Raw genomic sequence first — 14,664 nt, forward strand, 5'->3', positions numbered from 1 at the left:
AAGTGTGGATATTTTGATACGATACTATCAAAACTCAGCAGATTTGATTGAGGAGGTTCAGCACCACAACAATAAGGGGGACAGGTCTATCAAAAGTGTCACTCAATAGTAATGGCTAATAAAGGGGTACTAATATAGGGGCATAGGACACGCACCAGCCCCACCACCAGCCCACCACGAGGGCATATAGAAGGCACATCATAGGACATATGCAACAGAACAGGCACAGGCACCACACGAGGGTAACAGTGAGGCAAGATATGAGGCAAGGACAATAGACAGTGAATGAACAAACAAACAAACGAATGAACAATGAAAAGAAATGAATGAAAAGAATTGAATGATAGTAGATCAGAGTAAGTAATGAGGTTAACCGCAACGCTGAGGCATGGCTATATGAGGAAAGGGGTACATGGGGGGAAGCGGGGGTCAGTATACCCCCTTGTCTGGTGGTTGTAAAATATACACCATGTTTTAGAAAGCTTTTAGGCTGGTAGTGTCTGAGATTAAGCCTAAAAGCGAATTCTTTATGGCTGTAATGCAAAATGAATAAGACAATAAGGGGTGTCCTTATGGTTTTTGGGGTTTTCAACATGTTTAGAAGCGTTAAAAAATTTTCACCATTTTTCTCAGAACTTTTTGGGGCTATATAGAATGTTATATATATTTATTTTTGGTAAAAAATACATACTACTTTCGAATTATTTTACTGTTCAATATAATTACAAAAGTGTTACAATTATTTCTGTTGTAAAAACAACATACATAAGGGAGAGTTACATAATGTCTAAAGAAAAACTGAATAAGGTAAAGAAACCTTTCTATAAGAAATGGTGGGTATGGGTACTAGCTGTAATCATTATAGGAAGTATCGCAAGTGGTGGTGGTGAAGAAAGTGCCACTACTGATACTGAACCTGAAAGTACTATTGATGAAAGTGCTGTTGATACTCAGGAAGAAATTGATGAAGCACAAGAAGTAGTTGACGACTTAAACAACCAACTTGAAGAAGCAACTGGTGAGGACGTTGACGAGGACGGTGCTGTTGAAAAGCCTAAAAAGGAAGCACCTGAACCTGTTGAAGAAGAACCAGCCGAACCTGAAATGACTGTTTCTCAGGAAAGTGCTATCCAATCGGCTGAAAGCTATATCAGTATGTCTGGATTCTCTAAATCAGGTCTTATCGAACAACTTGAATATGAAGGTTTCTCTAAGGAAGATTCATCATTCGCTGTAGATAACATTACTGTTGATTGGAAAGAACAGGCTGAGATTTCGGCAAAAACCTATATGGATATGGGTGGCTTTTCTCGTCAAGGTCTTATTGAACAGTTAACATATGAAGGATTTACTTCTGATGAAGCCAAATATGGTGTTGATCAGACAGGGCTATAAGATAGAATGGTTTGGGTTTTATACAATGATAAGCTGTACACTGTCGTTCATTCGTTTGGTGACGGTACACTGATCATTCGTTAAGTTAATAGCAATAATCAAAGAACTGTAAAAGATACTGAAATTGAAGTAGTTATAAGACCAGACAAGAGGGACGATTTCTAGCGTTCCTTTTTTATTTGTCCTTTTTCGGGCACAATACGAATTAGGGAAGAAGTTATTACAGCGTACAAAAGTAAGTAAGGGTTGTTATGATTTAGTAAACAAGGAAAAAAGCAGAATATTACAGATATGCACCTGGTGTTCCTTGCCCACCATATGAGACGGTTTACCGAAGAACTTTTTACCACACTTAGTACAGTGAAAACAAAAGGTTGAACGTACATTTATATAGCTGTTTAAGGGCTTCATAGCACCGTCATTAGCCTTGTTTAACTTTGCTTCAAACTCTGATCTATTCATTGTTTATCTCCTTCTATAATGTAGTGTCACGCACTTTAGAAGGGGGTCAGCTATGTTAGTATTACTTCTTAATTCCCACTTAAATGAACCCCATAAAAACGTTGATTTAAAGCCATTCTTAGATACCTAATTGTTGCTAAATGCGTGACATTTAACTACGTTCTTTCTGCTTTCTGAGACGTGCTTTATCTCGTTTAATTGCCTCTCTACAGAACTCACAATGATTACTACGACTACCTGAAAATGATTTACTGCATTTCTGACAGTTCTTAGTCTTAGATACTTTAATTAGTTGACCATCTCTAGTTGAGTTTAGTTCTTGCAACACTGAACATAGATAAAGCTGTTCAGGTGGGATTGTATGAAACTTAAACTCTATTCCATGCACCATAGGACACTTGGCATCACGTATAGCACACCAATCTTTTTGACCATTCATTTCCTTTAAAAAATTAGCACATTCCCGAGGCTTTACCTTTAATGATTTAGAAACCTCTTTATATAGAATCTTTTCTTGTTTCATTTCTTTAACAACCTTTCAATAATAGAAATAACCCACCAGCATTAAAGCTAGTGGGTTTTATTTTTTGGGGAATTATTTCTTTTGTTCTTATCACTTCTTATTAACGTCTGTCATTCATAGCCAGTCCAGCCCTTGCACGTTCAACCTTTGCTTTAATTTCTTTCTCTAAGAACTCTTGACGGATCTTCTCTTTACGTTCTTCTGCTTCACGTAATAGTCGGTTACGTTCTGCTAAAGCATTAGCGACTTCCTCATCATTTGAATAAGAACTTTTCTTTTCCTCATAAAAAGAAAATCCACTATTCATAGGTACATTCTCGTCACGTCTTAGTTGGTCAACAGCTGTGCCTAAAGCCATTCGTACTGTTAACGGTAAAGATTTAATTTGTTCTTGTGCCTCAGCGTCTCCATGTGCTAAAGCCTTTACTAGTTCTTGATTAAATTCTGCCATAGTTAAAACCACCCTTTGAATTTTTTCTTAGTGAGGTATTAACCCCACGTCTATAAAAGTTCTTCTAGTATATATAGCTATGGGATTGAACTTTTTACTGGTGTTTTTAAAGTTTTTTATTTAATGTCCTAAAAGTACCTCAGTTTGTCAGTTAGTAATTATCAAAACAAATTTACTAACGAGGTGCTAACAACAATGGGGAAAACAGCAACAAAGAAAAAGAAACCTGTACCAATTACAGTAAGAGTTTTTAACGAACCGTCAAAGGAAGCTATTATAAATACAGCAAAGATTTTAAAGACTTTAGGCACTTCTGCTTAGAGTCTTTTTTTTTAGGGGATATAGTAGTTCATAAAATTTATAATTATTTTCTCTCTAAAGTCAGTTCTCTATTTTGGTAATGTCTATTTATATTATAATGTGGTTATGGAAATCAAATGAAAGTCAGGTGGATTATGTCTGAGAAAACACAATGGCTTCGAGAGGTATTTGAGGCTTTAGAGGAATTAGGTGGACAAGCTACTTTAGTTGATATTTATAACAAAGTAGAAGATAGAAATAAAGTTGATTTAAGTAGTTACATAGATTGGAAATCACAGATTAGAAAACATATTTACTTAAATTCCAGTGACACCGATATTTTTAAAGGAAATGTAGGTGATAATACTGATCTATTTTATTCTATTGAAGGTAAAGGTAAAGGCATTTGGGGATTACGTTCATTTGAACCTAAAGGTAATAATGTGGATTTAACTGAGGACGACCTGGGTTTTATTGAGGGTAAGAAAAAGTTAAGACAACATATCTATAGGGAACGGAATCCAAAAGTGATAAGAATGGCAAAAGAAAAGTTTAAACAAGAACATAACGGACTTTTATTTTGTGAAATTTGCGGATTTGACTTTTATGAAACATATGGGGAGATAGGTGAGGACTTTATAGAAGGACACCATACTGTACCAGTATCACACTTAGAAGAAGGACAAGTAACAAAGGTAGAAGATATAGCTATTGTTTGTTCTAACTGTCATAGAATGTTACATAGAAAAAGACCTTGGTTAAGTAAGGATCAATTGAAAACTTTAATGAAGCAAAATAGTGGAGAGTGATACTAAATGAAGTTTTATTTTGTAGCAAGTATTTATAATCTAAAAGTTCAAAGAGTACTAAATAAAGGTCTTGAAGTTATTGAGGGAATTAGACTTTCTAACAGCAAAGAGAGGTTAGATAGCTTTATCGATGATTTTTTTATGACATTAGCTGGTAAACTTGAAGTTGATGAATTATATGATAAACCATTTTTATATTATCAGGGTAATATTGAACAACTTGATATAGATATTGACAATGGGGAAGCAAGGTTAAACTTTTTAGATTATTATCTTAGAATGGCACAAACATTTTCAAATTTTCTCTGGTTAGCAAAAGATAATAGTGTGACAGTTCAACAAGGATTTTTATATATAAAAAACTCCGATGGGACACCTCATTCAATGACATCTAATATGAGAACCCCTATTTTCTTTAATTCAAAAGGTAAGAGTGAAGAAATCATATATACCTATGATGAATTAAAGGGTTTAGCGGAATCAATAAAAGTTTTAAATCACGAACATATAGAGAAAGAAACCGATGAAATGTCAATGGTAGTAAACACCTCATCAAATAGAATTGAAAGGTTTATTTATTTTCTACAAGCAACTAGAACACAAACACACCTTCCGAGTAAAATAGGAATGTATTGTACATTACTTGAAACACTTTTATCCACTGATAAGGAAGGAATTTCTCACACAATTGCTGAAAGATTGTCTAGGATATTAGGAAAAACTTACGAGGAACGGTTAGTAATATACAGCTTTGTTAAAGAAGCTTATAATGTTAGATCATCGACAGTACATGGAGATAAAATATCCAAAAAGTTTAGAGATATAGAAAAATTAAAAGAAATATCAAGCAAATTTGATGATTATATAAGGTCTCTTTTTGTTTATATTCTGAGTGAGGAAAAGGTAAATCAACTTTATAGAGAGGATAAAAACGAAAAATTAAACGAATGGTTTAAAGAGTTAATTTTAAAATAATGAATTTGATTTAATATAATCTGATTTAAATTAAAGGATAGCCCAAGTGGGTTATCCTTTTTGTTCTTTACCTTCTGTTTTTGGTTTTTTCTCCTGTTTTTCATGCTGCTTATTTAAGATAATTTGTATTAAAGAATCAATTGCTACAAAAGTAACGAATACTTCCTTGATAACATTTAACATTTCGGATGGAATAAAATTTAGATTGATATTTGAAAATGTTAGGAAGTTATATGAAATATAAATAGCTATCATAATCATGTAGGTGTACATTCTAGTGAAAGCGGGATCAGTATATCTTTCAAGATAATTCCTAAACAATTTAGTTTTGAAGGATTCAATAATAAATCCCATCACAACATTACTCCTATATGCAAAGAAAAGAACTGATAACAAGCTTAAAATATATATAACTCCTTGACTATATTGTTCAAGAATAGGGTATGATTCTCCTAACCTCAGAAACAACATAGAAGGTAAAAAATAAATACCCAGGAATAAAAGTATTGATAAAATAGGTGCAATTATATACATAAAATAAATCAAAACAATAGCAGGTATAGATAAAATCTTATTATAAATAAATGAAAGCAACTTATTTTTTTCAAGTATTTCAGAAAATAAAAAGCCCACACCAGTAATGACTAAAAAGTAGCCTATTAAGCCTTGTAAAATAGTGTTGAAGATAAAACCATTAGATAATGATAAATCCTTTACAAGCAGGTAGCCCATACCTATAAAAATTAAACCGATAATTTTTCCTATAACCTTTACATTCATCAAAACGTCACTTCCTGATTAAGCTTTTTAATTCTTCAATAGAGTAAGCAGGTTTTCTTTTGTGAAGCATTGCATGGCAATTAGGGCATACTGGTCTTAAATCAGCAATAGGATCAACTTCATATTCTTCACCAATAGTATGTAATTCTTTAAGGTGGTGAACATGAATAAAGTCTTTACCTAATTCGCCATATGTTCTTTCAAAATTAAAATTACAAACTTCACAGCTACACCCATAGTGTTCTATACATTTTCTTCTAGCCACAGGGTTACGTTCATAAACGTTAACAGATACTTGTTTAGTACCCCCTTCTGTATATTTTTCTGGGTTATCTACTTCCTCAGTAGTTTTATTAGGGTATTCTTCATTTTCATCATTAAATTCCCATATGATTTTTACTGGTTTAGTATCGTAAAATTCTTTTACTCTACCATTTCCTTGATAAACAAAGTAAGGGTTACTGCTGTCTTCACGTGTAAATATAAATATATTTCCTTTAGGATTTAACATAGCTTGTATTGATGGTGTAGTCAGGGAATGATTATTTTTGCTAAACCATTGTAGATCATCACCAATGAACTTATTATCATAGTCATGACCTGTTGTTCCAGCTGAGTTAATTGTTGCAAAAATGTAGATATCGTTATTATAAGTGGTATAACCAGTATTCCAAATGCCATCTTGTTTACTTTCAGGCACCTTTAAGATTTTATAAACATCCTTTCTCGAATATTCTCCTCCTACTTTGTACGGATAAGCAGTTGTGTTTTTGGGATTATCCACCATTCTTGATATCTTTAATAATGTTTGTGGATTTAAAGGCATTGAAGAAGCTTGAAAGCCTTCAACCAAATACTTATCAAATTCTTGTTCTTCTAAATTTAAATCATCAAGTAGTATTGGTCTATTTAATAAGTTTCTTATGTATCTAACAGGTACTCGGTAATTTTCGTGATCGCTTTCCTCATAATAATGTTCATCTCTTTCTGAGGAATAAATTGGTTCACCAATAACTTCAACTACAGCATAAATTCCACGTTTTAGTTTTGGTTTACCATTTAGTTGTTCTTTATTTCTATAGTCGTGACCAACTCTAATAACACCTAATTGTCCTTCTTTAAACCAATCTTTTTGCCAACTAGTTATTGAAAATGTATCTTCAACTTTATTTGAAGCTAAGAAATCATCAATAGCCCATTTCTTAGGGTTACAGAAGAATGTCCAAAAACCTGTAGGTTCAACTTTACTTTCATCTTTGTTTTCTGTCTCAATACCCAACTCTTCTAATTTAGCCAATCTAACATTTTTATCAGTTGTGAAAGCATACGTAGCCCCTTGGTGTAACCATATCTCACCAAAAAATATTCCAGCTTCTACCTGCTTATAAGGAATGTGTTCAGTACCCCAATACTCTTTTAACCATTTTGAAGCTGATTGAATAGAAGGAAATTCTTTTAATTCTATCCCATTTTTAAAAATAATTACTGGTTTTTCTATCTTATTTACTGCAACAGGTTTTCGTAGACTCATTTATTTTCATCCTTTTTATATTTTTATTTAAATATTCATAAAAAATGATGGTAGGTCACTTACTGAAAATATTTTAAGTGTTGTTACGATTTATCAAATGGTTAAAAACATTTTATAATAAAAGTTAATTTATTGAATTTAATACAAATATGTCAAATCATAAAGAATTAAATCTTAAAGCACTATAGTCAATGCTTGATAGTTTTACCTTACTTCTTATTTTATCAAACTTTATGACAGTAAATGAATGCACTCAGGAAATTCTTATAGCTAGTAAGAGGTTAGTTTCTAAACAGTAAATACAAGTTAATGGAACTATCATTATTTAGTATAATACCGTAACGATTTTCGTAAGGAGAAGTACAAAAGGTATATTGCTATTGAAGAAGAAACTGTATATAATCATTATTATTAGATTGTCGTGTGCAGAGATAAAATATTAAAAATTACTATTACCTGTAGAATTACTTAATAGCACTGTATATAAAGGTATTATAAAATAAAGATAATGGAACTTTCCGACTCAAAATCGTGTTCCTCTGGAGTGCCGGTTCGACCCCGGCCACCGGTATCAAATAGTCGAAATATGATTATAGAAAAAAGGTCTCAACTTAAATGTTGAGGCCTTTTTTCTTTGTCTTTAATACTACAAAAATAATCCAGAATCGTGTGCGGCGAATCGTGTGCTTAGGAGGTCGTAATGAGAAGACGTAAAGAATTAACAGAAGATGAACTAAGAATTATTAAGAATAAGATTTCAGATGAAGAAGCATATGAAGCCTTTTTTAGGACTGCTATTTAAGAGACTTAAGACCAGCGACGATTGAATACTACAAAAATGAATTTCATGGAGCAAAGAGGATTATTAATAAGCAGCTCGTTGAATGGGTACAAAAGGACGTAGAAAGCTTAATTCTCCAGAGTAAGGAACTAATGAAAGTTACTACTATTAATACCCGATTGAGAGCTCTAAGAGCATTCTATAACTTTTTATGTAAGAGCAAACTTATCGATAGGAACCCAATGAAGAACATCAAATTATTAAGGGATAGACAAAAGACAATTGATACATTGGACAATAAAGAAATTGAAAAACTTATAAGGACAATTAGAAAAGAAAAAACGTTTATATCCTTTAGAGATGAAGTAATCGTACTTGTTTTCCTAGATACTGGAGTCAGATTGTCTGAACTTGTAGGCATTGAAGTAAATGATGTTAGAGGGAACATTATCATTATTAGAAGAACAAAGAATCTCTTTGAAAGAACGGTTTACTTATCTGAAACGACACAAGAGCAGCTAAGCAGATATATAAAGATAAGAGGAGACGTTGAGACAACCAAACTGTTCATAAGCCAGGATAATAAACAATTAAATCGACATAGCATTCAAACTAGGCTTACTAAGTATGGGAAGGAAGCAATGATAAATAAGCGAGTTAGTCCTCATACATTTAGACATACGATGGCTAAGAGGATGATTGTTTCAGGTGTGGATGCATTCTCTTTAATGCATTTACTTGGTCATACAGATATCACTGTTACTAAAAGATATGTGAATTTATGGGGACAAGATCTGGAGCAAAAGCATAAGTTGCACGGAGCATTAAAAGGATTAAAGATATAGGTAATATATCCCAACTTATATTTTACGAACAAGAGTTCGATGTATTATAATAATAAAAGAGATGGCAAATGAGTTTGGCGGCTCTACCATCTCTAAACAAAAAACAGAAGAATTAACTTCTAATTAAATTTTAGCAAGTTTCTTTTTCTGTGTCAAAAGGGGAAATTTTATGAAACTCATGTCACTTTTAAGTGGAAAAGGATTTGTCATGTTTAACAAAGAATTAGCTCATGAAGTATCAGTCAACGGAGCAATTATTTTTGGGCAGTAATGTTCAAGCTATGAAAGTTTTGGAAGTAAGAAAATGCTAACTGTACGAGATGGTAAAGAGTACTTCTATTTAACTAGTGGAGTTTTGGAAGAAGAAACAGCTTTATCATACAGGCAGCAATTGAAAGCAATTAAGGATTTAGAAGATGCAGGATATATCGAATCGGTAATCATGGGTTCGCCATCTAAGAAGTACTTTCACATCACAGATAAAATAGTGCAGCATTTACTTCCAAAAGTTGCTGTCAGCTCTGACAAAAACGCAGACCTAAACGAGGAAAATGAAAAAGGAACTTCAGTACAGAAACAGTCTGAAGATTTTTTGAGCCATGACAAAAATGTAACCCTAGCAATAACAAAAGAGCAATCCAAGCCTGTACAAAAGTTACCATCTTATAAAAAGAAAAATAAAAAAGAACAATATAAAAATATTAATAATTATTTTGTTAACAAAGAATTGGTTAACAAAGATGAAATAATAAATAAATTAATTTATGAATATCGATTAAAAGGATTGAGTAAAGAAGTTTGTTATAGGGTCTTAAAAGAGGTAGAAGCAAATCCTGATATAGATAACTTTGGAGCTTACTTTAGAACTTGCTTAGAAAACACCTTATATAAAAGCCAATTGAAGCATGGACAAATTGATCCCTATGAGATATTTGAAGGAAGATTAAATGATTCCAATGTTCAATTAATTAACTGGTAAGATTTATATAATCCCTAGAAGTCTCAGGATGCTCTGTATTGGTTTCCAATAAATTTTATATAGAATTTATATAGGGAATAGTTTAATGGCCAATACAGAGTGATTATTAACCCCATCTAATCAATTTAGATTTAGTTGATTTTGAGGATTAATAACTTATGCTCAATTTTTTTATTATAAGATAAAAATTTTATATCTATCTAAATGGTTACTTAATAGTTTAAGATTATTTGTTAATAGTTTATGTTAATATAATAATGGTTAGCTTATCCATAAAAGGATGTAACTGAAATGAGTGATAATCGAACTATGACTCGGAGGAACTTACAATGAACAAATTTAGATGGTCAATGGTTGGACTTATAGCAGCTGCAGCAGTAATTTCAGTGGTAATGACAATTTATCAGAATGCTAAAAATTATGAAGAAAGGCGGGAAGCTAAAAGTACTCCTGTGGAAATTTTGAATAAGGATGATGAAGAAGCAGAAATGGAAGAACAAACTGCAGCAATTGGCGGAGTTGAAGATTCAACTGGTCTTAGCGCTACTTCAACTCAAGATGAAGTCATTGAGGTTATGCATCACATGACACATCAAAAAGTTATTTCTGAAGACAAATGGGGATCAGTTCAGATGAATCCTGAAAACATTAACGAAGTTTACGAAATAGTGAAAGATAGCGAATTCTCTCTTAAACGTCATTTGTTAAGAATCGTAACTGGCTGGAAAGAAGGAAACTTTGAAAACGTTGATCAAGATCATAACTTCTTTTGGGAATATCAAGGTGGAACTGTTGGAAAAGCTACTGGAGTCCTTAACTCGGATGAAGAAGCAGAATTTATCGATAATAACTTTTAACAAAAAACGAGCCCATCAAGGCTTATTTTTTATTTTAAAATCAATATTTTATTTTCAAAAAAAGGACCATATAGGTCCTTTAAAACTAAAGTCCACGTTACTTCAAAAAGAATAGTTATTGAAGACATTTTAACGAAAACATGTGAACTGCTATTTCTTATTTAAAAAGTATAACGCTAAATTACTGCGATCTTGTAATTCTTTTAGTTCCTTATGTTCTTGAATGTTAAAATTACTATCAACAAAAATAACATGATTTTTTTGCACATGGGGATCATGCCAGAACTCTTTATTTTTAGATATTGATTCGAACGTACTGCTTAAATATTGTATTATTACTTCGTTAGTATAATCTTGAAGATAAAATTCCGTCTTAGCAGCAGGATTATATTTGCTTCGAATTTCTTCAAAAAATTCAGTTTCTCCCTCAAATTTATTAATATAGACATATATAACTCCATACTCAATCTTTAGTTTATATTTCTAACCCTAATAAAGATTTAATACATAATATTGTTAAACAAGAAAACGTTCAACAGGATAAAATCATTTTTGATACATATTTAAAATTTAATAAACAAGGAATCACCAAATCATTATTTAATAAAGTTTTAGCTCAAGTGCAAAAAAATAAGGAAATACGTAACTTCGGTAAATATTTAACAGGAGCTTTGAAAAAAGTAGTCGGATATAAGGAATCGAATAATGATGCGGAATTTGCCGAGGAATCAAGAACTAAAGTGGATACGAGTAAGATTCCATTTTATTATGATTGGATTGATGGATAACGTCATTTGCTTGTGTCAAAGTCATAGATTTATTTATTTTTATTTTCTAATTCCTCAACTCTCCTTTCCATGTTCTTTATTTTTTTGATTGAGTGAAGGGCGAGACCTAAAGCTATTCCACCTAAAGTGAATGCTGGAAAAACAAAAAAAGAAAACCATTCCATCTTTTAACCCCCCTAAAAGCATTGTGTATAAATTGCAATCCTATAGGGTTTATTATGAAGAGAATTAACCCCCATTCTTAATTGTTCTGATGGTATAGTATATATAAACATTAAGCATAAAAGTATAAATTTACCAAAATCAGAACATAACGAATTGACTGTTGTTATAGTCATAAAAGATATAGTTTAAAGAACCGTTGCTCTTACGAAAAAAAAAACGAATGGGTCAAAGAGCACTAACTCTACCATTCGTTCCGAAAACAATGATTTCAGATTTCAATATTCATAGCAGATAGCTCTGCTTCCGTATAGCCAGCAGAGGAAAGTGCAATTTCAATTTCTTCAGCAGCCTTATAATCAAATAATTTAAATTTAGACATTAATGCGAAAGCATTTTGTTTTTCAATTGCCAGAGCAACAGCTTCCACGTCTTGTAGTAACTTCAGGTCTTCAATGTAGAATTGAGCGGTCCTCATCGCTAAATACTCATTCAGTGTAGTTGAACTGTAGAAAAGTCTTGTTAAAGTAGCGATTGCGTTAGGAACGAAAATCTTATTCATAATTATCCCTCCATTATTCTCAATATTCTGTCATTTAAGTCACTATAAGTATGAGTCACGATTAAAATGTTGTCAATCTTTATCTTTTGAGCAATTTTACTCACTAGATGAAAGTACATTTGTACTCAAATTGGGTAAATAGAAAATAGGCGACATTACCAAAGGTAAAAAACATTTCACCGATGAGTACGAAGTAAGCAAATGTATGTTGCTGTAGTTTACGAAGCGAATCAAATTACATGAGACATATTGATTCAAGCTCGATTGCTCGGCTACATACAAAAAGACCCTGAAGGCAAGGGTCTCAGGCTCGATCATAACAAGTTGGATAGAAGAGATACATATTATTCACTTCCTTCCATTTACTTTATTTAACAAATGGGAATGGTCGACCATGGGCCAAAAGTTTGGCAAGGCATGAGTAAAGAAGAATACCAATAAATAAAATATTTAGAGGAGCATAAATACTAAAAAGACAACTCGATTTTGAGCTGTCTTTTTTTAAAAATCGAGAAAAAAGCCAGTGCCACAAGTGACACGATTAAGCCGAATGTTTTAGATTTCTTTATAAATTCTTTCATTGATGAGATCCTTTCTGTGTTCGGTAATTTCAAGAGATTATGATACAACAGGTCCTTAGTAACTGTGAAGAAGGCGGGCTTCCACATTACGCAGCTCTCCAGATGAAACACTATCAGCCACAATTATCTGCAAGGTTCTCGTAGCTGTCATTCGTTTGTCTGGATGCTTCAATTGTAGATGCTGTTGTATCGATTGGAAAAGTTCATTATTTTCTGGCCGGTTGGCGTTATAGATTTCTTGTAAACTCTTCGCTTTTTCCATGGCTTTTCCTACTTTCCATCAATTGTAAAATACATATGAAAGCTTATGCGCTAATATCCGTATAGTCTATATTTCCGTCTGAGCGCTTCTAATTCCTTCTTTTTTTAATTAAATCTTCTTTAAAGAACAGTGAAGTTGCTCCGATTTTTTACAAGGCGTGATTTGGGTTTATATATCTAACTTTAACCATTTTAAATGAAAACGCCCTATACTGACACGACGTTTTAATATCCTTCATAAGGGTTTATGTATCTAATGTGCTAAAACGCATTAGAACATAAAAGCACCAGCGGCCTTTCTAACGGAAAATACTTATATGCTGCGTGACTTAGATACGGATTATACCGACAACAAAAGCCGATTATAGACAAGTTACAATCCGAAAAATTCGACCAACGGATTTGCTATGCGATGGAATAAACTATGCGGGAAGATTACGAAGTGGAGCGCTTAATGATGTCGGAAATAATTGCGCTGTACATACAATGAAATGAATAAAACGATTAAAGCAACTCGCATGCCAATAAAGACATACTTGTGTGTATAAGGAAGGGGCAGCCGGAGTATACCCGTATTACCCCAAGCGTATCCGCCTAAATCCTCTCTTCTGCTGTACTAAAAATCCGCGAATCAAATTTTTACTGTTAGCGAAAATAGGCCCTATTGTTTTGATTAATAAAATACTCGATGGGCTCGATTTTTAATGACTATTAAAAGTTTTCTTTTACAAATTCTGCTTCTTGTTCAGGAGTAAGAACTCCGGTAGCTTTACCAACATTTCCATTTTGAGCACCTCAAAGGTAGTTGTGATCTTCCAATATATTGTCGAAGTTTCCTTCTTTCCAGTTTCCTTTGATTTTCAGCAATTCTCTTTTAAGTGTAAAGCCGATGTCGCTGTCTTTAATAAATTCATAAACTGCATTGATGTTTTCAGGGGCCATTTCAAGGTTGTACCATACATAGGCCGTTGCTAGTGATGATCCATCTTCTAAAACAGCCTTATTATCATTTTGAAATACAAGTATTCCTTCACCTGGTGCAAATATATCAATCTCCCCAATTGAATTAAATGAACTAGACTCTAATTTTTTATTTATACTACCAACTGAGATAACATTTTCATATCGGGCAGGAAAATCTAAGTTTAGTCCATAATTATTTCCTGCAGAAGCTATAATAATTATCCCACTTTCTATGGCTTCATCAACTACTTTTCTCAACTCAGGAACATCTTGCTTAAAACCAAAACTAATATTAATTAAATCTACCTTTTTATCCATACTCCATTTGATTCCTTCTATAACATGAGAAACTTCTCCCCCTCCTTGATCATCAATTACTTTTACATCGTATATTTTTATTAAAGGGTTAATTCCTTGCACAGTTTCATCATTTTGCTTTGCTGCAATTATGCCTGCAATTGAAGTTCCATGACCATATATATCTTTTGTATATTTACTTTTATTGATTGCGTTATATTTTATCGGTATTTGATTCATTATGCGTTGCTTCATACTTTTTGGCATTCTGCTGTAATGTTATTACCACTGCAAGAACTGCTGCAGCAACTATCATTGAAACCATTGACCATCTAATGAATAACACTATCTGCAAAAGCTAT

16 protein-coding genes are annotated in these 14,664 nt (G+C 32.6%); 8 read left to right on the top strand and 8 right to left on the bottom strand.

Annotation, left to right across the window (positions count from 1 at the left end; genetic code table 11):
* The first annotated feature begins 783 nt into the window (after nt 1-783).
* Nucleotides 784-1,395, top strand: a complete 612-nt coding sequence (locus ABIE66_RS04000; RefSeq protein ID WP_370013912.1) for an Ltp family lipoprotein — start codon at nt 784-786, stop codon at nt 1,393-1,395.
* A gap of 613 nt (nt 1,396-2,008) precedes the next feature.
* Here the strand turns inward: ABIE66_RS04000 and ABIE66_RS04005 are convergent.
* Both ABIE66_RS04005 and ABIE66_RS04010 read right to left on the bottom strand, forming a co-directional pair.
* A complete protein-coding gene (locus tag ABIE66_RS04005; RefSeq protein ID WP_370013913.1) occupies nt 2,009-2,380 on the bottom strand; it encodes a hypothetical protein in 372 nt (123 codons plus the stop codon).
* A gap of 100 nt (nt 2,381-2,480) precedes the next feature.
* Nucleotides 2,481-2,831, bottom strand: a complete 351-nt coding sequence (locus ABIE66_RS04010) for a hypothetical protein (RefSeq protein ID WP_370013914.1) — start codon at nt 2,829-2,831, stop codon at nt 2,481-2,483.
* A gap of 195 nt (nt 2,832-3,026) precedes the next feature.
* Between ABIE66_RS04010 and ABIE66_RS04015 the strand changes: the two genes are divergently transcribed.
* From ABIE66_RS04015 to ABIE66_RS04025, 3 genes are all read left to right on the top strand, one after another.
* Complete coding sequence (locus tag ABIE66_RS04015; RefSeq protein ID WP_370013915.1) at nt 3,027-3,152, top strand: hypothetical protein; 126 nt, start codon at nt 3,027-3,029, stop codon at nt 3,150-3,152.
* Nucleotides 3,153-3,286: 134 nt separating this feature from the next.
* Nucleotides 3,287-3,940, top strand: a complete 654-nt coding sequence (locus ABIE66_RS04020) for an HNH endonuclease (RefSeq protein WP_370013916.1) — start codon at nt 3,287-3,289, stop codon at nt 3,938-3,940.
* Nucleotides 3,941-3,946: 6 nt separating this feature from the next.
* On the top strand, nt 3,947-4,915 hold the full coding sequence (locus tag ABIE66_RS04025; RefSeq protein WP_370013917.1) for a hypothetical protein: 969 nt from the start codon (nt 3,947-3,949) through the stop codon (nt 4,913-4,915).
* 51 nt (nt 4,916-4,966) lie between these two features.
* Here the strand turns inward: ABIE66_RS04025 and ABIE66_RS04030 are convergent, their stop codons facing one another.
* Both ABIE66_RS04030 and ABIE66_RS04035 read right to left on the bottom strand, forming a co-directional pair.
* Nucleotides 4,967-5,695, bottom strand: coding sequence for a hypothetical protein (locus ABIE66_RS04030; protein WP_370013918.1), 729 nt, complete (start codon nt 5,693-5,695; stop codon nt 4,967-4,969).
* 7 nt (nt 5,696-5,702) lie between these two features.
* On the bottom strand, nt 5,703-7,226 hold the full coding sequence (locus tag ABIE66_RS04035) for a DUF3427 domain-containing protein (RefSeq protein WP_370013919.1): 1,524 nt from the start codon (nt 7,224-7,226) through the stop codon (nt 5,703-5,705).
* A 933-nt stretch (nt 7,227-8,159) separates the two neighbouring features.
* On the opposite strand from ABIE66_RS04035, the gene ABIE66_RS04040 reads away from it, so the two are divergent.
* From ABIE66_RS04040 to ABIE66_RS04055, 4 genes are all read left to right on the top strand, one after another.
* A complete protein-coding gene (locus ABIE66_RS04040) occupies nt 8,160-8,852 on the top strand; it encodes a tyrosine-type recombinase/integrase (protein WP_370013920.1) in 693 nt (230 codons plus the stop codon).
* Between the two features lie 304 nt (nt 8,853-9,156).
* Nucleotides 9,157-9,831, top strand: coding sequence for a hypothetical protein (locus ABIE66_RS04045; RefSeq protein WP_370013921.1), 675 nt, complete (start codon nt 9,157-9,159; stop codon nt 9,829-9,831).
* Between the two features lie 329 nt (nt 9,832-10,160).
* Nucleotides 10,161-10,688 (top strand): DUF6241 domain-containing protein, encoded by a 528-nt coding sequence (locus tag ABIE66_RS04050; protein WP_289323774.1) that lies wholly within the window; start codon nt 10,161-10,163, stop codon nt 10,686-10,688.
* A 620-nt stretch (nt 10,689-11,308) separates the two neighbouring features.
* Nucleotides 11,309-11,476: a hypothetical protein gene (locus ABIE66_RS04055; protein WP_370013922.1), complete on the top strand. Its 168-nt coding sequence runs from the start codon at nt 11,309-11,311 to the stop codon at nt 11,474-11,476.
* A 29-nt stretch (nt 11,477-11,505) separates the two neighbouring features.
* Here the strand turns inward: ABIE66_RS04055 and ABIE66_RS04060 are convergent, their stop codons facing one another.
* From ABIE66_RS04060 to ABIE66_RS04075, 4 genes are all read right to left on the bottom strand, one after another.
* Nucleotides 11,506-11,640, bottom strand: coding sequence for a hypothetical protein (locus ABIE66_RS04060; protein WP_370013923.1), 135 nt, complete (start codon nt 11,638-11,640; stop codon nt 11,506-11,508).
* A gap of 269 nt (nt 11,641-11,909) precedes the next feature.
* Nucleotides 11,910-12,200 carry a hypothetical protein gene (locus ABIE66_RS04065; RefSeq protein ID WP_370013924.1) on the bottom strand — a complete coding sequence of 97 codons (291 nt, stop codon included), beginning with the start codon at nt 12,198-12,200 and terminating at the stop codon, nt 11,910-11,912.
* 636 nt (nt 12,201-12,836) lie between these two features.
* A complete protein-coding gene (locus ABIE66_RS04070) occupies nt 12,837-13,043 on the bottom strand; it encodes a hypothetical protein (RefSeq protein WP_289323782.1) in 207 nt (68 codons plus the stop codon).
* Nucleotides 13,044-13,837: 794 nt separating this feature from the next.
* Nucleotides 13,838-14,542, bottom strand: coding sequence for a S8 family serine peptidase (locus ABIE66_RS04075; RefSeq protein ID WP_370013925.1), 705 nt, complete (start codon nt 14,540-14,542; stop codon nt 13,838-13,840).
* Between the last annotated feature and the right edge of the window lie 122 nt (nt 14,543-14,664).

This window comes from Peribacillus sp. B2I2 (assembly GCF_041261685.1).
Lineage (GTDB): Bacteria > Bacillota > Bacilli > Bacillales > DSM-1321 > Peribacillus.